17 protein-coding genes are annotated in these 17,146 nt (G+C 41.4%); 11 read left to right on the top strand and 6 right to left on the bottom strand.

The window, feature by feature from the left end; genetic code table 11:
- Nucleotides 1–138: 138 nt before the first annotated feature.
- Nucleotides 139–1,047, bottom strand: coding sequence for a UTP--glucose-1-phosphate uridylyltransferase GalU (gene galU / locus J1N51_RS03865; RefSeq protein WP_208832669.1), 909 nt, complete (start codon nt 1,045–1,047; stop codon nt 139–141).
- Nucleotides 1,048–1,413: 366 nt separating this feature from the next.
- Between galU and J1N51_RS03860 the strand changes: the two genes are divergently transcribed.
- The 11 genes from J1N51_RS03860 (at nt 1,414) to galE (ending at nt 12,986) form a co-directional block, all read left to right on the top strand.
- Nucleotides 1,414–2,742 carry an oligosaccharide flippase family protein gene (locus J1N51_RS03860; RefSeq protein ID WP_208832668.1) on the top strand — a complete coding sequence of 443 codons (1,329 nt, stop codon included), beginning with the start codon at nt 1,414–1,416 and terminating at the stop codon, nt 2,740–2,742.
- Nucleotides 2,739–3,992, top strand: a complete 1,254-nt coding sequence (locus tag J1N51_RS03855) for an FAD-binding protein (RefSeq protein ID WP_208832667.1) — start codon at nt 2,739–2,741, stop codon at nt 3,990–3,992. Before J1N51_RS03860 ends, J1N51_RS03855 begins: the two co-directional genes overlap by 4 nt.
- Nucleotides 3,989–5,125: a polysaccharide pyruvyl transferase family protein gene (locus J1N51_RS03850; RefSeq protein WP_208832666.1), complete on the top strand. Its 1,137-nt coding sequence runs from the start codon at nt 3,989–3,991 to the stop codon at nt 5,123–5,125. Before J1N51_RS03855 ends, J1N51_RS03850 begins: the two co-directional genes overlap by 4 nt.
- A 130-nt stretch (nt 5,126–5,255) precedes the next feature.
- Complete coding sequence (locus J1N51_RS03845; protein ID WP_208832665.1) at nt 5,256–6,317, top strand: hypothetical protein; 1,062 nt, start codon at nt 5,256–5,258, stop codon at nt 6,315–6,317.
- A complete protein-coding gene (locus J1N51_RS03840; RefSeq protein ID WP_208832664.1) occupies nt 6,289–6,897 on the top strand; it encodes a hypothetical protein in 609 nt (202 codons plus the stop codon). The genes J1N51_RS03845 and J1N51_RS03840 overlap by 29 nt, the downstream gene beginning before the upstream one ends.
- Before the next feature lie 2 nt (nt 6,898–6,899).
- Complete coding sequence (locus J1N51_RS03835; RefSeq protein ID WP_208832663.1) at nt 6,900–7,925, top strand: glycosyltransferase; 1,026 nt, start codon at nt 6,900–6,902, stop codon at nt 7,923–7,925.
- Between the two features lie 34 nt (nt 7,926–7,959).
- Nucleotides 7,960–8,718, top strand: coding sequence for a WecB/TagA/CpsF family glycosyltransferase (locus tag J1N51_RS03830; protein WP_269802012.1), 759 nt, complete (start codon nt 7,960–7,962; stop codon nt 8,716–8,718).
- A gap of 6 nt (nt 8,719–8,724) precedes the next feature.
- Nucleotides 8,725–10,119 (top strand): undecaprenyl-phosphate glucose phosphotransferase, encoded by a 1,395-nt coding sequence (locus tag J1N51_RS03825; protein ID WP_208832662.1) that lies wholly within the window; start codon nt 8,725–8,727, stop codon nt 10,117–10,119.
- Nucleotides 10,120–10,288: 169 nt separating this feature from the next.
- On the top strand, nt 10,289–10,915 hold the full coding sequence (gene cysC / locus J1N51_RS03820; protein ID WP_408635881.1) for an adenylyl-sulfate kinase: 627 nt from the start codon (nt 10,289–10,291) through the stop codon (nt 10,913–10,915).
- Nucleotides 10,916–10,926: 11 nt separating this feature from the next.
- A complete protein-coding gene (locus J1N51_RS03815) occupies nt 10,927–11,895 on the top strand; it encodes a DHH family phosphoesterase (RefSeq protein WP_208832660.1) in 969 nt (322 codons plus the stop codon).
- A gap of 68 nt (nt 11,896–11,963) precedes the next feature.
- A complete protein-coding gene (galE, locus tag J1N51_RS03810) occupies nt 11,964–12,986 on the top strand; it encodes a UDP-glucose 4-epimerase GalE (protein WP_208832659.1) in 1,023 nt (340 codons plus the stop codon).
- 63 nt (nt 12,987–13,049) lie between these two features.
- Here galE and J1N51_RS03805 read toward each other — a convergent pair whose 3' ends face one another.
- The 5 genes from J1N51_RS03805 to J1N51_RS03785 all read right to left on the bottom strand — a co-directional run bounded on the left by J1N51_RS03805 (nt 13,050) and on the right by J1N51_RS03785 (nt 17,139).
- Nucleotides 13,050–13,196: a hypothetical protein gene (locus J1N51_RS03805; RefSeq protein WP_208832658.1), complete on the bottom strand. Its 147-nt coding sequence runs from the start codon at nt 13,194–13,196 to the stop codon at nt 13,050–13,052.
- A gap of 427 nt (nt 13,197–13,623) precedes the next feature.
- Complete coding sequence (locus tag J1N51_RS03800; protein ID WP_208832657.1) at nt 13,624–14,247, bottom strand: hypothetical protein; 624 nt, start codon at nt 14,245–14,247, stop codon at nt 13,624–13,626.
- Between the two features lie 46 nt (nt 14,248–14,293).
- On the bottom strand, nt 14,294–15,799 hold the full coding sequence (locus J1N51_RS03795) for a capsule assembly Wzi family protein (protein WP_208832656.1): 1,506 nt from the start codon (nt 15,797–15,799) through the stop codon (nt 14,294–14,296).
- A gap of 68 nt (nt 15,800–15,867) precedes the next feature.
- Nucleotides 15,868–16,143 (bottom strand): EscU/YscU/HrcU family type III secretion system export apparatus switch protein, encoded by a 276-nt coding sequence (locus tag J1N51_RS03790; protein WP_208832655.1) that lies wholly within the window; start codon nt 16,141–16,143, stop codon nt 15,868–15,870.
- Nucleotides 16,144–16,152: 9 nt separating this feature from the next.
- Nucleotides 16,153–17,139: a hypothetical protein gene (locus J1N51_RS03785; RefSeq protein ID WP_208832654.1), complete on the bottom strand. Its 987-nt coding sequence runs from the start codon at nt 17,137–17,139 to the stop codon at nt 16,153–16,155.
- Between the last annotated feature and the right edge of the window lie 7 nt (nt 17,140–17,146).

The raw sequence follows: 17,146 nt of genomic DNA, 5'->3' as shown, positions 1-17,146 counted from the left end.
GGGTGAGCGTTTACGAGGCGTTGCCGCACAGGGATGTGCGGCTGGGAGCATTACAGGGACGTACTTGCGCGGCCGAGACAAAGGCCACCCAATGGTCAGCCCATTCACTGAGTAAGCGGACAAGAGGCTTTTCGCATACTAACCGTTTGCTAGATAGTCTGAGAACGCTTCACCAAGAGCAGGGTGACGCTTACTATACTCAACAAACGCCTTCATATAACCCAACTTATCACCACAATCATGATAAGAGCCCTTCATTACATACGCATTAACCTGTTCCCAATCCATTAACGTTGCAATAGCATCAGTTAATTGAATTTCATCACCGGCACCAACTGGTGTTTTTTCAAGGATATCCCAGATTTCTGCAGATAAAACATAACGGCCAACTACAGCTAGGTTTGAAGGTGCGTCTTCAACCGATGGCTTTTCAACCATGCCAACCATAGCCTTAGATTCACCGGCTTTGATTTTTACACCGTCTATGTCAGCAATCCCATACTTATTAACGTCTTCGTTAGGAACTGGGTCAACCATGATTTGGCTGGCTCGAGTCTCGTCATAAAGTGCGATCATTTCGGCTAGATTGTCTGTCTTTAGGTTTGAGTCGTAGTCATTGATCATGACATCCGGTAAAACAACAGCAAAAGGGTGGTTACCAATTAAAGGTCGAGCACAAGCTACGGCATGACCAAGCCCTTTAGCTTCACCTTGACGAACGTGCATGATAGTCACATCTTTAGGGCAGATAGCCTGGACTTCATCCAGTAACTGACGCTTAACTCGCTTTTCTAAAATTGATTCTAATTCGAAGCTTTTATCGAAGTGGTTTTCGATACTGTTTTTAGATGAATGAGTGACAAGAACGATTTCTTTAATACCAGCGGAAATAATCTCGTTTACTACGTATTGAATAATGGGCTTATCCGCAATAGGCAGCATTTCTTTTGGAATCGCTTTAGATGCCGGAAGCATACGCGTACCAAGCCCTGCAACAGGAATAATGGCTTTTTTAACTTTTGAAAGGTTTTTATTATCTTTTTTCATTGAAAATTCCTTTGTGTCCTTATTTCAATGTTAATAAATAGGTTGTTTGAATCTTTGTCGCTGGAGTCAATTCTCCACTACGACAAATGGACTATACCAAGAGACTACAACTTTTACACTTATCTAAATTAACTAAGTTAAATTTGTTCAGACTAGCCTTTTGTAGCTAATTTAGTCGATAAGCCCCAAGAGTTAAATAAAAGCGGTGCATAGTGAAAAGATTAGGTGTATCGTATGAAACAATATGTAACAAAAATGTTCATCAAGAGATAAAAGATGAACATGTTGACGGATCAACATACAGACAAAAACACAAATATAAAAATAACAATAAATAATAACAAAAATTAAGAGGTGGTCTGGGTTATGTCTAGTCGTTCGGTACTGGCAGCAAATAACCTATTTGCCTTGTTGGCAAAGTTACTTGAAGGTGGCAAATCTGTTTTAGTTGCCTTGCTAGTTATTCAATTCTTTTCTCCTGATGAGTTCGGTGTATATAGCGTAGCGATCGCTGTCGGCTCTGTCGTCGCTATTGTGGCAGAGTTTCGGTTAATGGGGATATTACTCAGACTCTATAGCCAATTTCCTTCAATAACCTCTCGATTAATAACCAACGCTATCGCGATTAACATTGCTTTTGCTTTACTGGGTATCAGTGTCACCGCTTTGTCATTTTTGTTTGTCGATGAACTACTTTTCCAATGTTTAATTTTGTTTTCTTTGTCGTATCTCTTTAAGTTTGGCCGCTGTATTCGAGGTGTTTTGGTCGCTGAGCGACAAAATGTTTGGGTCGCAACCATCGAAATTATATCTGGGATTTTGGTGCTGAGTAGCATTACTCTCGCGTTGTTAAACAATGCGTCTATTCAAACTGTTGTTCTTATCAGAGCTTTGGACTTTTTAGTTGTTTCTTTGCTGTATGTTTATGTTGCTCGCGGTACTTCAATTTTAGAACGTAAAACAAAACAAAGAGCCAAACTTTCTCCTCGCCTGATTGGCTTTTTGGTGAAAAAGTCCTTTCCGTTGGTATTGTCAGGTGCGGCCATGCTGTTATTTCAACGCATCGATCTGATTTTAATTCAAAGTTATTTGTCATCGACTCAAGCGGGTATATATGCCGCGGCTACGGCGGTAGTCAGTGTGTTTGGTATCGTTGCATTAGTGCTGTCGGAGAGCTTGGCGCCAAAACTATTTACGTCAAATAAATACCCACAAAGTGAAGAACACAAACGAACTTGTGATGCAGATCTGAGATTTGGTCAAGTTGTCATGTTGCTTGGTTTGATTATGAGTATTTTGAGCTTTTGGATCAGCCCACTGGTTATTCACTGTTTTTTTTCGGCAGAGTACAGATCGGCAATAGACGTCGCAAAAGTATTGAGTTTAACGCCGTTTGCCATTTCCTTAGGTGCGTTTGCGGGTCAAGTCATTATTAAACACAAATTAGAGCAAGGGGTGTTTGTCAAAAGTATCGTCGCCTGCTTTGTCTCTATTTGCTTAAACCTGTGGTGGATTCCACAGTTTGGTATCACAGGGGCGGCTTGGGCAACCGTTGTAGGGCTGATGGTTGCCAATTATTTGAGTCACTTTTTTATTGTCCGTCTAAAACCAATTTTCGTATTACAAAATCAAGTTGTAGTTGAGTTGTTAGAGCAACTTATACCTCGCTTTAAAAATGCAGAGAGCCGTCGATGATCCATAGAGATGTAAATTTAAAGCCGTTTAATAGCTTTCAAATCCCTTGTATTGCTCAGACTTACGCTTCATTTGATTCTGAGGAACAGTTGTTTGATTTGATGGAGCGCGAAGAACATTGGCCAGTGTTAACCACGACCAATATTGCCAATGTGTTTGTGTTGGGAGGTGGGAGTAATATTTTACTTCCTGATCGACTGCACAAGTTTGTAATTCATCCACAAAATAAAGATATTTTTGTGAGTCCCTTAGACAGAGGCATGATAACGGTAGGGGCTGGAACAGATTGGGACGAACTAGTCGCTTATACCGTAACCAATCACTTGGCTGGATTAGAACGTTTGACCTTAATTCCCGGTAATGTTGGAGCAAGTGTTGTGCAAAATATTGGGGCTTATGGAGCAGAAGTCGCAGATGTTGTACAGCAGGTTCGATGTTTAAACCTTATTACAAGAGAAATTGAAGTGTTAACAAATAGCGATTGCCAATTTAGTTATCGCTCGAGTGTTTTTAAATCGCGGCCAGAACTATTGGTTGTAGAGGTAACGTTTAAGTTACAAGTGGTGCCTTTTTTCTTTCGATATATTCCGTCTGTTTTAGATTTACCAACGCTAATCAGTCTCTCCTTAAAGTCAATCAGGATTGAATCTGCGAGTAAATCGGTTAAACGTAAATGGCGTGGATTTAAGTTAAAAATGCATTTTGACAAGGTACGAGAATTACTTGCTGTAGAGTCTCTGCCGATCCGTTTAAAAAGAGCAGTGGTAAAGTTTATTCGCACAAGAACAATGCCTAATCCCAAGCAAGTTGCCAATGTCGGATGTTTCTTTAAAAGTCCTATTTTACCCGTTAAAACGTACTTAAATTTACAAAGTCGATTACAAGGCGTTGGTACTTACCCTCACTCGGACGAGACCATCAAAGTATCAGCGGGTGATTTAATCAAACACGTTGGCTTAAATGGCTATCAACAAGGCAATGTTCACATAGAAACGAATCGACCTTTAATTATCATCAGCAACGGTCAAGCAACGGGCCATGAAATCAGTCAGTTTGCGACCATGGTACAAAACACTGTATTAAAAGAAACTGGGATCAGGATCGAACCAGAAGTGGTAATTCTTGATGAAGGTGAGGCTCAAAACTTAGGCGTTATTGATGAGCAACAGGCTCTTAAAGAGGTCAATGCGCTTTTTGTAGAGAAGCATAAACAAATCAATTACTCCCGTAATGAGGAGCAGTCAGCGTGATTTATACCTTTACGTATCAGCGTGCCCTTAACTTTGGTGCAACATTACAGGCTTATGCTCTTGCAAAGTTTTTAAATGACAATGAACTACCGACACAAGTGGTCGATTATCTTCCGCCTTACATGCACTGGCAAACCAAGCGGCCCATGAAGTCACTCAAAGGAAGTATTGAAAAATACAAAAAGTACCGAAAATTTTCTGCGTTTCGTCGTCAATTTATGCCTTTGACACCCAAAACCTTTTATTCGAGAAATGGATTAAAGAGATTAGTCAATCCTAGTGCGTTTGTGGTGGGCAGTGACCAAGTCTGGAACCCTAACTTACATGGTGAGTCGCGCGACAAAAAAACGGGAAAAGCGAATTTTGATATGACGTATTTGTTCGATTTTCCTTTGCCTGAAGCTTCCCAGACTAGGGTGAAAAAAGTCGCTTATGCCGCGAGTGCTGGAAGCGTTAGGTTTAGAGACATTACCAACAGACAAATTCAGGACGCGATTAGTGGTTTTGATGCAATTGGTTGTCGTGAGCGTATCCTGGAACAAGACGTAAAGGTTTCACTTGATGAGTCGAATGCGTGTAACAGCACTAAGCCACAAACAGATACGGTACTCGACCCATCTCTACTACTCAGAGATTACAGTGAAATAGAGCTTAATCATTTAGTTCCCAAACATGATTATGTGGTTTCGTACGTCGTTGGCTCTGGTGACATGTTGAGTACTTTTGAGAAGCGGGTTTCAGAAGCAAAACACTTATTTGGATTACCAGTTATTCACCTTGGGGCTAAAGCAATAGCGAGCGCAGACCAAAATGTCTTGGACATAGGTCCGCGTGAATGGCTAACGTATATTAAAAACGCTAAATACGTAATAACAAATTCATTTCACGGTTGTGCGTTTTCACTTAATTTTAATCGTCAGTTTACTTTGATCCCTCATAAGCTAACGGAGCTCAATCAGCGTCAAAAAACGCTATTAGAGGGGGTAGGACTGAGTGAGCGGTTATTAGCAGATGGAGAGGCAATAAGTGAGGAAAATTGTCGCCCAATAGACTTTAACGAAGTGAACAAAAACTTGGATGCACTCATACGTCATTCACAGCGGTTTTTAATCGAAGCACTGCAAAGTAATTGAGAACATAAAGGCAATTAGTTTGGTCATCCGGTTATTTTCGATTACACCTTTGATTTACTACTCTTTTGCTTTCGACAGCTTGTTGAAGGTTGATTTGGGTTTTCAAATACACCTGGGCATCCTTTGTATTTTGGCGTTGAACCTTTATTTTGCGCTGCGAAAGCCCAATAAGTTCAGAGGCGGATTAAACAACGACAAGTTATTTATCGCATTTATCTTTTTTGCCATGGTGTCTGGCGCAGCCCTGTCTACGCCAGGTTACAAACAAATTTCAATTTATTTGTTTATCGCTTTTAATGTTGCTTTATTTTGTCATTATAGTTGGCCTTCCATTGGGCAAAAGCAACTGCTGACCTTTCAGTGGATCATGATCACAACCGGTTTGATCCAATTTGCTGCTTTCAAACTGTTTGATTATCAAATTGCTTTTATTGACGCCACTCATTATGAAAAAGGCTATTCGGTAACACAGCGACTTAGAGGCTTTTTTGTAGAACCTAATTGGTATGCAATTGCCATTACATTCAATACGTTACTTTTATATGGTCGCCATGTTTGGCAACGCGTCAAGGAATATAAGTGGACGACTTTAATTACAATCATTGTCATGCTTCTTAACGGCACGTTAACCACACTTGCTGTATTGGCGTTTGTCTATTTTGCGACGGCGTTTAGACGAAACCCGGTCAGAGGCATGATGATTGGGATTGTACTTACTGCATTAGTGTGGGCATTTTTGAGTTATCGAGCGTCATTACTTGGAAATACCGACTCCAACCGAGTCCTAAACCATAGTTCAAGGGTAATGCCAGTCTTGCGAGTAGCTATGTACCAAAGTAATCAAGAGTGGCCGAAAGTCTTTTTTGGCCATGGCCTAGGAAGTTGGGGAACAAAAGCGATAGAAAACCGCTTATCGGTACTGGTATATGAAGTAAATGCAACAACAAGAGATGGCAGTGAATTGCCTGTGTTTTTGTTTGAGTTTGGCCTGTTAGGAACCTTGTTATTTTTGCTCTATCTGTTGAATAAGTACATTCGGTTTCACCGAGATGACTTTCATTTTAAGGGCGCTGTATTGTTGTTCTTTTGTTGTTTTGCATTGTACCCAACCCTGAAGTTTTGGATGTATATGCCTTACTTTTTTTATGCTGTGAGTTTTTTAAATGAACAAAAGTATTCTGACCTTACTTAATCTTGATTTGACTTTCATTGCTTATCAAAAGCAACGAACAGGTCGTATTGGGAAATTAAAAGGTGTGTTATCACCGTCTTTTATTTGCACTGCGATTTATCGTATTGGTCATTCATTACATCGAGTTGGTATCCCTGTTTTACCTAAACTTTTTTGGTGGTTGAATATCATTTTATTTAGCTCGGATATAGATCATAGAGCAAAACTCTATGCAGCTTTATATTTTCCTCACCCTTTAGCCATTGTTATTGGCCATCAAGTACAAATTTATGGCTCGGCAAAAATAATGCAGGGCGCGACACTTGGCGGAAACTTAGGAAGCACTGCGTTGGTTGAAGGGGAGTGTATTTCGCAACCTAAAATTAATGGAAATGTGTTTATCGGACCAAATTCCATGGTTGTGGGTCCGATAGAACTGACCGGAAAACTCTTTGTTGGAGGTATGGTAATGGTTTCTCGCTCTATTAATGGCGAGGGCGTCGTTGGTAAAAAAGCGCTATTTGCACTAGAGAACTCACATCGACGAGAACTCGGTGTAGAGCAATTGCAATCCACGAACGAACAAATTTCAGTGCGATAATCATGCTAATTCATCTTATCAACAACAAGGATGTAAACCGAGGTGGCGCTCAGAAAATGCTAGCGCTTATCCATGGTATTACCGGCGGTCAGGTTATGTGTTTAGCGGACAGTCAATTTACTCGTAAACCATTTGCGCTTTTCGATATCTATTTAAAGACGATTAATCAAGCTAGGCATGCAACTAAAGTTGTAGCTCACTCAAGAATGTACTTGCCGTTACTCTTCATGTTGCGATTGATGGGTATAAAAACGTGTTTTTATTTACATGCGAGCTACCGCGCAAAACCTTGGTTGTTTAAATTGTTTAGAGCTAATGAATACATCGCCGTATCACAAAGCGCCAAGTCCTATTTAATGGCTCAAGGCATAAGTGAGACGAAGATATCGGTTGTTTATAATCCATTGACTGACGCTCAACTACTAACTCAACCTATTGATATCTTAGATATCGTGCAAAAAACTTGGCTCGAACAGCTCCAATCCAAAACAATTAAAGTATTTTCTGTTGGCTCATTACATCCTTGGAAAGGCTTTAAAGAAGCGATCCAAATACTAGATCATGTTGCACAAAACTTGGACATTAAGATCGTTTATAGTGTTGTTGGCCAAGGGCCTGAGTTAGAAAACTTACAAAAACAGGTGATAAAGCTAAAAAGTGAGCATTTGTCGGTAAAGTTGTTAGGTTTCTCTAAATGTCCATATCAGTTAGTAACTGACGCGTATATTCAGTTAATTCCGTCATTAGAAGAGGGTTTTGGATTAACTTTGATAGAGGGAATGGCAAATAATAAATTGATCTTATACCGACAGATCCCAAGCCTTCACGAACTAGCTGAAAAGGATCCTTTTTGCTTTGGGTTTGATCATAAAATTGATGTTATCGATCACTTAAATGAGCGTATCTTAATCGAAAATGTCTTCCAAGATAAAAATTTATTAAAAAACAGACAGCGAGCTATTGAGCTTAAATTTAGTTATGATAACTTTGTAACGTGTATTAATGATACGTTGATGTCTAGTTATTGAACTAAGCTTCAAAAAGTATAAAAAGTGAGCATTTGTGAAAGAAGTTACTTTTTTGAATTGTCGCATGCATCCATTAACTATGGATGAGTCTGTTGATGTCATTAAAAATGCAATCGAGCAGCAGCGCTTTTTTCAACACGTAGTGGTCAACGTTGCAAAGTTGGTCAATATGCGCTCGGACCGCAATTTATTTGAATCAGTGAACGACAGTGACTTGATAAATATAGATGGCCAAGGCGTAGTACTAGGCGCAAGAGCGGTTGGCATTGATGTACCTGAACGAGTTGCAGGCATTGACTTGTTTCACCAATTAGTCTCGATGAGCTCGAAAGAGGGCTTCCCAATATATTTATTGGGGGCAGAGCAATCCGTGTTGGTAAAGACCAAAGAGGTTTTAGAGCATCAGTACCCAAATTTAATAATTGCGGGCTCTCATCACGGCTACTTTGACGATGAAAAAGAGATCGTTGCTCAAGTTAGAGCTTCTGGTGCCAAGCTGATGTTTGTTGCCATGTCGTCGCCTAAAAAAGAGAATTTTATTAATACTTGGAAAAGTGATCTTGGCGTCAATTTTGTGATGGGCGTGGGTGGTACCTTTGACGTGATTGCGGGGAAGGTCAAGCGAGCGCCGGTTTGGATGCAAAAATATGGCTTAGAGTGGTTGTATCGAGTTATTCAAGAGCCGCGCCGTATGTTTAAAAGGTATTTAGTAACGAATACTAAGTTTGCTTTGCTTTTATTAAAAGAAGTGATGTTAAAAGAATTACTGTTTAAGAATTATAAGAATAAATAAACCGTTATGAATGAAAGAAAGCGCGGAATACTCCACAATAACACGTCAGCTATTTCACTTACGCAACGATTCGTTGATGTTGTTGTTATTGTATTAGCACTGGTCGTGAGCCTGGACTATTTGGGCATAGAGTGGCAGTTGCAACATTCTACCGCTTTGGCGATAGCGGTATTTCTATTTCACTTTAGCAGTGAAGTTGACAGCATCTATATCTCTTGGCGGGGACTATCGTTAGCGAAAGAGTTGCAAAAAGTCATGTTGCACTGGTTTTTGTCTTTTGCATTTATTGCGTTGTCGGTTCAATTTTTATTTCCAGAGTTTATTCAACCGGAAGCACTCCAGTTAATGTGGTTTGCCTCTGCCGGCCTAGGTTTATCGATTTATCGAGTCGCATTGCGTTTGGTGCTGCGTATTCTTCGCAGTCATAATCACAATACTAGAAACTTTGTGGTCGCAGGTGCCGGTCAACTCGGTTTCGAAATTGCTCACAGAATCAGTCAAAAGCCTTCATTGGGATTGAAGTTTAAAGGCTTTTATGACGATGCTAAAACGCCCATGTACAGTGAGCACTGCATGGGTACTCTAGAACAACTTATTGATGATTGTCGCTCAGGTAATATAGACAGAGTATATATTGCTTTGCCTATGCGCGCAGAGCCCAGAATAAAGTGGTTGATTCAAAAACTAGCGGATTCAACAGCCTCTGTGTATTTGGTCCCAAATGTTTTCATGTTTAACTTACTTCACGCACGAACAGATACACTGGACGGTATTCCAACCATAAGTATTTATGACACCCCAATAGACGGTAGCAACGCTGTGTTAAAAAGGATTGAAGACATTGTGCTAGCAAGTGTGATTTTGTGTTTGATTACACCGGTTTTACTAGTTATTGCAGCGGCGGTCAAATTGACGTCGAAAGGACCGGTTTTGTTTAAACAGTTGCGTTACGGTATCGACGGTAAGCCTATTGAAGTTTGGAAGTTTAGGACTATGTCAGTAATGGAAAATGGTTCGAACGTTCAACAGGCTACTAAAAATGACCCAAGGCTTACTTCGATTGGTGGTTTTTTGAGGGGGACATCACTTGATGAGTTACCTCAGTTCTTTAATGTATTAAACGGCCAAATGTCGATAGTCGGACCTCGACCGCATGCAGTTCAACACAATGAAGAGTATCGACAACTCATTGATGGCTATATGTTGCGTCATAAAGTGAAGCCTGGCATTACAGGGTGGGCACAAATTAACGGTTGGCGTGGCGAAACCGATGTTTTGGATAAAATGGAAAAAAGAGTCGAATACGACCTTGATTATATTACAAATTGGTCGGTTTGGTTTGATTTGAAAATCGTGTTTAAAACTGTGTTTAAAGGCTTTATCAATAAAAACGCTTATTAAAGGTGTAAAAGCGCTATAACATTTCTCCATAAGTTACATTTAATTGTTACTCGGATATTGCGTATTTCTGTCAATCAAGTCTTTGATTTTGATAAAAGTACGTTAGTATTTAGTGAGAATAAAGCGAAGTAGCTAAACGAGCTACGAAGCGTATGTACAAGGGATGAATATGAGCGACTCTAATCAAAATCCAACGAAGTCAGACAACGTTGTTTGGCATCAGCACAATGTCTCACATCAACAACGTATTAATGTAAATGGTCATCAAGCTGCCGTACTTTGGTATACAGGACTCAGCGGGTCTGGTAAATCGACCGTTGCTAATGCGGTCGACCAAAAGCTATTTGAAAGAGGCTGTCATACTTACGTGTTAGATGGCGATAATGTGCGCCACGGATTAAATGGCGATTTGACTTTCAGTGATAAGGATAGGGTTGAAAATATTCGCCGAATTGGTGAAGTCAGTAAGTTATTTGTCGATGCTGGTCTAATTGTCTCTACTGCATTTATTTCTCCTTTTGCGGTTGATCGTAAGATGGTTCGGGATTTAATGCCACAAGGGCAATTTATCGAAGTGTTTGTTGATACTCCACTTGAGATCTGTGAAAAAAGGGATCCAAAAGGTTTATATAAAAAAGCCCGCAATGGCGAAATCAAGAATTTTACCGGTATTGATTCGGCTTATGACCGTCCAGAGTCTCCAGAAGTACATCTCGACACACGCGGTTTGGATATAGAGCAATGTGCTGATGCGGTCATTGCCAAATTAGATGAACTTGGTTTATTGACTGTTTAGTCGTGTCTCTTATGAATTACGATGTATTTAATGGCGATGCCGATGGTATTTTGGCATTGGTTCAGTGGCGTTTGGCTTATCCCGAAGAAAATCAACTCATTACTGGGATAAAACGCGATATTAGCTTGCTCAAAAGGATACCAATAGAAAATATCGATAAAACGTCTACGGTTACTGTGTTTGACATTTCGATGGAAAAAAACATTGAAGCATTGGAGTGTATTCTTCAGCGCGGAGCAAAGGTGGTTTATGCAGATCATCATAGGCCTGGTGAAATTCCGCAATCTAGTCAGTTAGATGCTCATATCGACTTGTCAGCAGATACCTGTTCGGCGTTAATTGTAGATCAGTTACTTAACGGTAAGTTTCATTATTGGGCCATAGCGGCAGCTTACGGCGACAATTTAGTGGATGTCGCTGATAAGTTAGCCCGTAAAGCAGGACTCTCTGATAGCGAAGCGAATCTATTAAAAGAGTTTGGGACGCTTATTAATTACAATGGCTATGGTGCTCAAACTGATGATCTTACTTACCACCCTGCAGATCTATTCAGATTACTCGTAAAGGAGTCAAACCCTTTTGATATTATTGGCCAAACCGGCTCGCCGTATGACGTGTTAAAAACCGCGTTTGAATCGGATTTTAAACAAGCGGAAAGCGCAGAGGTGATTCATGAGTCGTCGGTTTGTCTCGCGGTACAGCTTGCAGATGAGCCCTGGAGTCGAAGGATAAGTGGTACTTTTGGAAACCATTTGGCCAATCAAAATCCAGAACGTGCACATTTAGTGATAACAGAAGTAGACAATCAACATGTGTTAGTTAGTCTACGCGCTCCTTTACATAATAAAGCTCATGCTGGAGATATTTGCTCGCAATTTGATACTGGAGGGGGCAGAGCAGGAGCTGCTGGTATAAATAAATTACCCAAAGAAAAATTAACTGAGCTAATAAGGTCTGTAGAAAGTACATACCAGAAATGAAAATAAGAAATTTGTCATAATTCGTGTGTATAATTGAAAAAATGGACATGCTGGAAAAGGGGCTTGAAATGGTAAAACAAAAAATACTCGTAACAGGAGGTGCCGGTTACATTGGTAGTCACACTATCGTTGAGTTATTAAATGAAAATTACCAGGTGGTTGTGATCGACAACCTTTCTAACTCAAGTCCAACTAGCTTGGCCAGAGTAAAAGAAATTACCGGCAAGGACGTTTGTTTTTTTGAAGGGGATATTAGAGATAGAGCCTTGTTGCAATCAGTGTTCAAGGAACACAATGATATCGATGCCGTAATTCACTTTGCTGCTCTAAAAGCCGTTGGTGAATCAACTGAGATGCCATTGACCTACTATCAAAATAACGTAGGCGGTACATTAACCTTATTAGAAGAGCTCAAAAAAGCAGATATTAAACGATTTGTGTTTAGTTCATCTGCGACTGTGTATGGCGATCCCGCTTCGGTGCCAATTACTGAGAGTTTTCCTACCTCTGCAACTAACCCGTATGGCCAGTCTAAACTCGCGACCGAGTTTGTTTTACAAGATTTACAAAAGTCTGATTCAAGTTGGTCGATTTCTATTTTGCGTTACTTTAACCCAGTTGGCGCCCATGAGTCTGGCTTAATTGGTGAAAGTCCAAATGGTATCCCAAATAATTTAATGCCTTTTGTTCAACAAGTCGCAATAGGGCAACGTGAGCAACTAGCTGTATTCGGTGATGACTATGACACACCAGATGGCACGGGCATTCGCGATTATATCCATGTGGTCGACCTAGCTAAAGGTCATTTAAAAGCGCTTGAAAAAATTACTAAAGAAACTGACTTGTTTATTCATAACTTAGGTACGGGCAACGGTTACTCGGTTCTTGAGATGGTTAAAGCGTTTGAAGCGCAAACCGGACAGCCTATTCCTTATGCTATTGCTCCTCGTCGCCCAGGCGATATTGCAAAGTGTTGGGCTGCAACTGAGAAGTCTGAGCGTGAGCTGGGCTGGAAGGCTGAGCTTAACTTAGATGACATGGTGAAGAGTGCCTGGAATTGGCAGGTACGCAATCCAAACGGGTACAACTAAACCGTTCATCACTACAACTGAGAATGGGCTGACCATGAGTAGGTCGTGTGCAATTGCGAGCTCCTAACTCGAGTAGTCTAATCCTCTTAACTTGAGCTCAGAGAATGGGCTGACCATTGGGTGGCCTTTATCTCGGCCGCTCAAGTACGTCCCTGTAATGCTCCCAGCCGCACATCCCTGTGCGGCAACGCCTCGTAAACGCTCACCCAATACTCATCCCTAATATCCAGAGTTATCGGCTCGAAACTCACTGCAATTTAAGTGAATAGGCTAAGCATGAGGAATGCCTGTGCAGTTGCGAGCTCCTAACCTGGGTACCCAACTCAGGATCTGCAATTCATAATTTGGTGTTAATCGCCTATAGCTGGCACTGCAGATGTTCCTATTTGAAATAAGCACTGGCCATATCGACGATTCTGAGTTTAAGGGATGAGTATGAGTAGTTGCTTTTCGAGGTAGTCCACGCATGGATGCGTGGCCGTAAGCATTACAGGGATGTACTTGCGCGGCCGAGGAAAGCCAACTACTCATGCTTAGCCCATTCTCTGAGTAGGAGATAAGAAGAGAAAACTATTCAAGTTAGGAGAAGGGCCACTCGCGGTCAGCCCATTTCCTGAGTAGGTGGTAGAGGAGATGACTAAAAATAGCGAGAGAATGTCAGAGAAACGCCCGCCATATTCGTAAACGTGTCAGGTCCCGTTGCAGGCGTGCTAGGCTTATCATCCGGGTGAATCTTGTCACGGGCAAGTTTATCCATAAATTGAACCTCCATGCCGATGCTCCATTTTTTCCAATGAGGAGGGCGATAAAAGCCACCAAAACCGGCTGTATAACCATAGGCCGGGCTTCGGAAGTCATACTTTGCAGCTCCTATAAATGCGCCTAATTGCCATTGGCTGTTTAAAATGTAGCGATAATCAATTGCTCGAAATGCAGTGAGAAGAGCGCCATTAATGCGTTGCAACTCAACTTTAGTGCCAATGATAGAGTGCTCGCCCATACGCTTTAATAAGGCAAGGCCCATTAATGGCGATAACTCAGTATCGCCATATTCCGGTGGAGGTGCGGAGAAATCATCAATGACTTTTAGCTTCAATAAACTCGCACCGACATCAAATCTCCAAGTCACGTCTCTAATTTGCCAGTCACTTAATTCGTCCTCTGAGCTAGAGGCATAACTAGAAAAACTTATCGCTGTAATCAGGGTTAACAGAGAACATAGTAGGTACTTTTTTGTAATCTGTGGCAGTGTTTTTAACATGTTGATATTGTTGCCTTGTATTTAAATTTCAAATGAGCAATTGTCTTTATTGAAATAGGGTAAAGCTTAGAGACGTGTATTTTTCGTCAAAAGTATTTCGCGTATTAAGTATACTTATCTTTGAATTGTATCCAGCGACATTGGTATACCAATCAAGAGAAAATGTTCTACCGTTAACATAATCATAACTTGATAGTTCGTTGTTTTTGATGGTACTAAATCCAAACTCTACTCGTTCAGAAGGTGAAATTTGCCACCCAAGTTCTAAATTATGCGTTGATGCACCAATTGATTCACCGGCACCAGAGTTCGAACGAGCTCGCAACTCTGCTCCATAATGACCAATAATTCTGCCATCATTGACCAGGCCATCACGATAGACGTGATGAACATACCAGCCATTTTGCCAATTACTGTACTCATAATTTAATGAGAAACGGTTAAACAGCAAAGGGAAATCAAATCCTGCTGATAATGATGAATTACCTAATCGGTAGTTGGTGCCACGACTTGTGTCCTCGCCTGCGTATTCCATGTAGATAGAGAACGGCGTGTCACCAGGGAAGTCGAACCGTGTGACAATGGAAGCGGCCTGATTACCAAATTGTTCATCGACACTTAGATTTTCGCTTGTATTATCCGAACCGCTTGGATCAAAAAATGCGTCTAAGATATCACCAAAGCCATTACCGCGTTCACCACCACCTGACTGCAAAATTCGATTTAACGCTAGAGTGAAACCTGGCGCTGGTGAGATAGAGAAATGCACACCGGTTAACATTGGCTTGCCGGTTATTAGTTCACCTTGGTATAAAATATTTTGGCTTTCTGATAATTGACCCGCAAAAAGCTCATAGTTAATGTTCCAGTCGGTCAGCGGTGTATTGTTTGAAAGAGATACGTTTGCGAATGTTGGTGCATGAGTGCTTAATAGCATCGCAGACTGTTTGAAAGGCGAAAGCCAGTGAGGCTTGTAGCCCACATCTAACTGCAGATACGGCACACCGATTGAGACGTAGCTGTCTTCAAGGTTAACTTCACCTTGCCATGCCTTTGCTCCCGCATTAAGTGCCAAATAATCACCATAGGTCAGTACTGCTTGGCCTTGTAATTGCCATACCGCATCTATTTCTTCACCGCGCTGATTGGCAATTGCCATCGTGGGTTGGGTGTCATTTAGGTCTGAGTCTTTGGTGTAACGAGCGCTAACACTTGCATGGTTGACATAAGAGCCAGAGTCAACACGCTCTATGTAATCCTTTACCACATAACAACCTTTTTTTAGAGCAGGCTTGGATACATTTTCGACGTCACAGATTTTTTGGACGGCACGGCGCACTTGGTTAATAGCATAGGGGCGTTTAACTGCGCCCAACTCAGCTGCAACCATCAGACGGTTGATGTGTGATTCGAGATAAGGATTTTGATTTAAAGGGACATAGCCCGATACACCTGACGAACTCGCAAGAGACGAGAGTGGTGCCATCAGCAGAGCTGTAAGGCCCAAGGCTGTTGGAGTGGAAGCTAAGGGGAAAAAAGCAGATTTACGCACTCAAATCATCCTATCTTATTGTTTAAAGGAAGTTATTCTAAACGAGCAAGCTAATTGAGAAAACCCTCTTACTGCCAACTGTCGGGAAATTTACCTCTCAAAACATAACTAAAGGCGATGAGTTCGGCAATGATTATATACAGATTAGGGGGAATCTCCTGGCCTTCTTTGAGATGCTCTAAACGGCGAAAAAGTTCTGGGTCTTGATGAACCAAAAGCTTGTTTTCTCTGGCATTAGCAATAATTTGTTCTGCCAATTTGTGATAGCCCTTGATGGCTAAATTGGGTGCGTTTTTGCCATCGTATAAAAGAGAGAGTGCACCTTTTTCTAAGTTTTCTTTCATTACAATTAATTACACTTTTATGTCGATTAAGCCGCTTTGTTTGCCGCTGTTTGGTTTATTTTTGGCCAGGTTCGGTTGTTCAATCGATAGGTTAGGCTCGAGTTGAATGTCATTTTTGACCGAAAACCCAAATTTACGGAGCCGCTCTTCTAGTTGCGGCCAAGTTTGTTCAACACTACTTTGTAGTTTTAAATTTGAACAATAACAGCGACTAGAAAGCGAAAGACCAATAAGATCAAACTCAACACACAACAAGCCGAGTGCATCCAAATCAAAGTTTAACGTAAAGCTGAGCGGCTGCAATTCGCCTTTGGTTGATTTGGATTGAGATGTTTCTTCGTCTTTGCCGGTCACTTTGTTGTGCTCTGGATTTTGAGTATCACGACTCATCGCTGCGAGCTCATTATTTGGTAGGCGCGCAGAGTCAGTATCTGCTGCACTTGGTTGGCGCTCGCGGATCACTAGGCTGGCCTTGTCTTGTAATGGAATCGGCACTAATAACTTTAATAGTTGTGCGATACCGTCTGTTTTGTTGCTGAGCTTGTTGGCATTTGATGCCGGGCTCTGTGAGCCAAGCGCAAATACGACCCGTAGAACGTCGTAGGTTGCCGTACTCATCGACTGGTTGGCATCAGCGCGTGCAGTTTGCGCTAGGGTCAGTTGGCTAATGATAGGTAACCACTGTGACAACGTTAGTCTTGGCTGGCCTTGTTGAGTTTGGTGCTTGTTGAGGTGTTCAACTAACCAATTGGCGAGATTAGCGGGGAGCTGTTCGATCTTAGGCGCTGGTGCTTGTTGTAACCAGTTCGCTAATTGAGTCGAAAGTGCTGGGCTAATCGGAATGTTCAATTGTGAGTTGGCGCTGTGACCACCTCGCATGCTGTTGAGAACGGCAAACTGAATCGACAAGCTCATTGTCTGAGCCTGTTGGCTGGTACCCGAGCCTGTACCCGAAGAGGTGTTAGACGGGTTAATGGGTGGTGTTTTTGAGTCCATAACAATT

The sequence above is a fragment of the Psychrosphaera ytuae genome (assembly GCF_017638545.1).
Lineage (GTDB): Bacteria > Pseudomonadota > Gammaproteobacteria > Enterobacterales > Alteromonadaceae > Psychrosphaera > Psychrosphaera ytuae.
This window is presented reverse-complemented; position numbering and strand designations above follow the sequence as displayed.

Excerpts from the sequence above, each read along its gene's own strand:
- cysC (WP_408635881.1), top strand. The coding sequence starts at position 10,289 with ATGAGCGACTCTAATCAAAATCCAACGAAGTCAGACAACGTTGTTTGG.
- J1N51_RS03790 (WP_208832655.1), bottom strand. The coding sequence starts at position 16,143 with ATGAAAGAAAACTTAGAAAAAGGTGCACTCTCTCTTTTATACGATGGC.
- J1N51_RS03785 (WP_208832654.1), bottom strand. The coding sequence starts at position 17,139 with ATGGACTCAAAAACACCACCCATTAACCCGTCTAACACCTCTTCGGGT.
- galE (WP_208832659.1), top strand. The coding sequence starts at position 11,964 with ATGGTAAAACAAAAAATACTCGTAACAGGAGGTGCCGGTTACATTGGT.
- J1N51_RS03835 (WP_208832663.1), top strand. The coding sequence starts at position 6,900 with ATGCTAATTCATCTTATCAACAACAAGGATGTAAACCGAGGTGGCGCT.
- J1N51_RS03840 (WP_208832664.1), top strand. The coding sequence starts at position 6,289 with ATGAACAAAAGTATTCTGACCTTACTTAATCTTGATTTGACTTTCATT.
- galU (WP_208832669.1), bottom strand. The coding sequence starts at position 1,047 with ATGAAAAAAGATAATAAAAACCTTTCAAAAGTTAAAAAAGCCATTATT.
- J1N51_RS03815 (WP_208832660.1), top strand. The coding sequence starts at position 10,927 with ATGAATTACGATGTATTTAATGGCGATGCCGATGGTATTTTGGCATTG.
- J1N51_RS03855 (WP_208832667.1), top strand. The coding sequence starts at position 2,739 with ATGATCCATAGAGATGTAAATTTAAAGCCGTTTAATAGCTTTCAAATC.
- J1N51_RS03825 (WP_208832662.1), top strand. The coding sequence starts at position 8,725 with ATGAATGAAAGAAAGCGCGGAATACTCCACAATAACACGTCAGCTATT.
- J1N51_RS03860 (WP_208832668.1), top strand. The coding sequence starts at position 1,414 with ATGTCTAGTCGTTCGGTACTGGCAGCAAATAACCTATTTGCCTTGTTG.
- J1N51_RS03800 (WP_208832657.1), bottom strand. The coding sequence starts at position 14,247 with ATGTTAAAAACACTGCCACAGATTACAAAAAAGTACCTACTATGTTCT.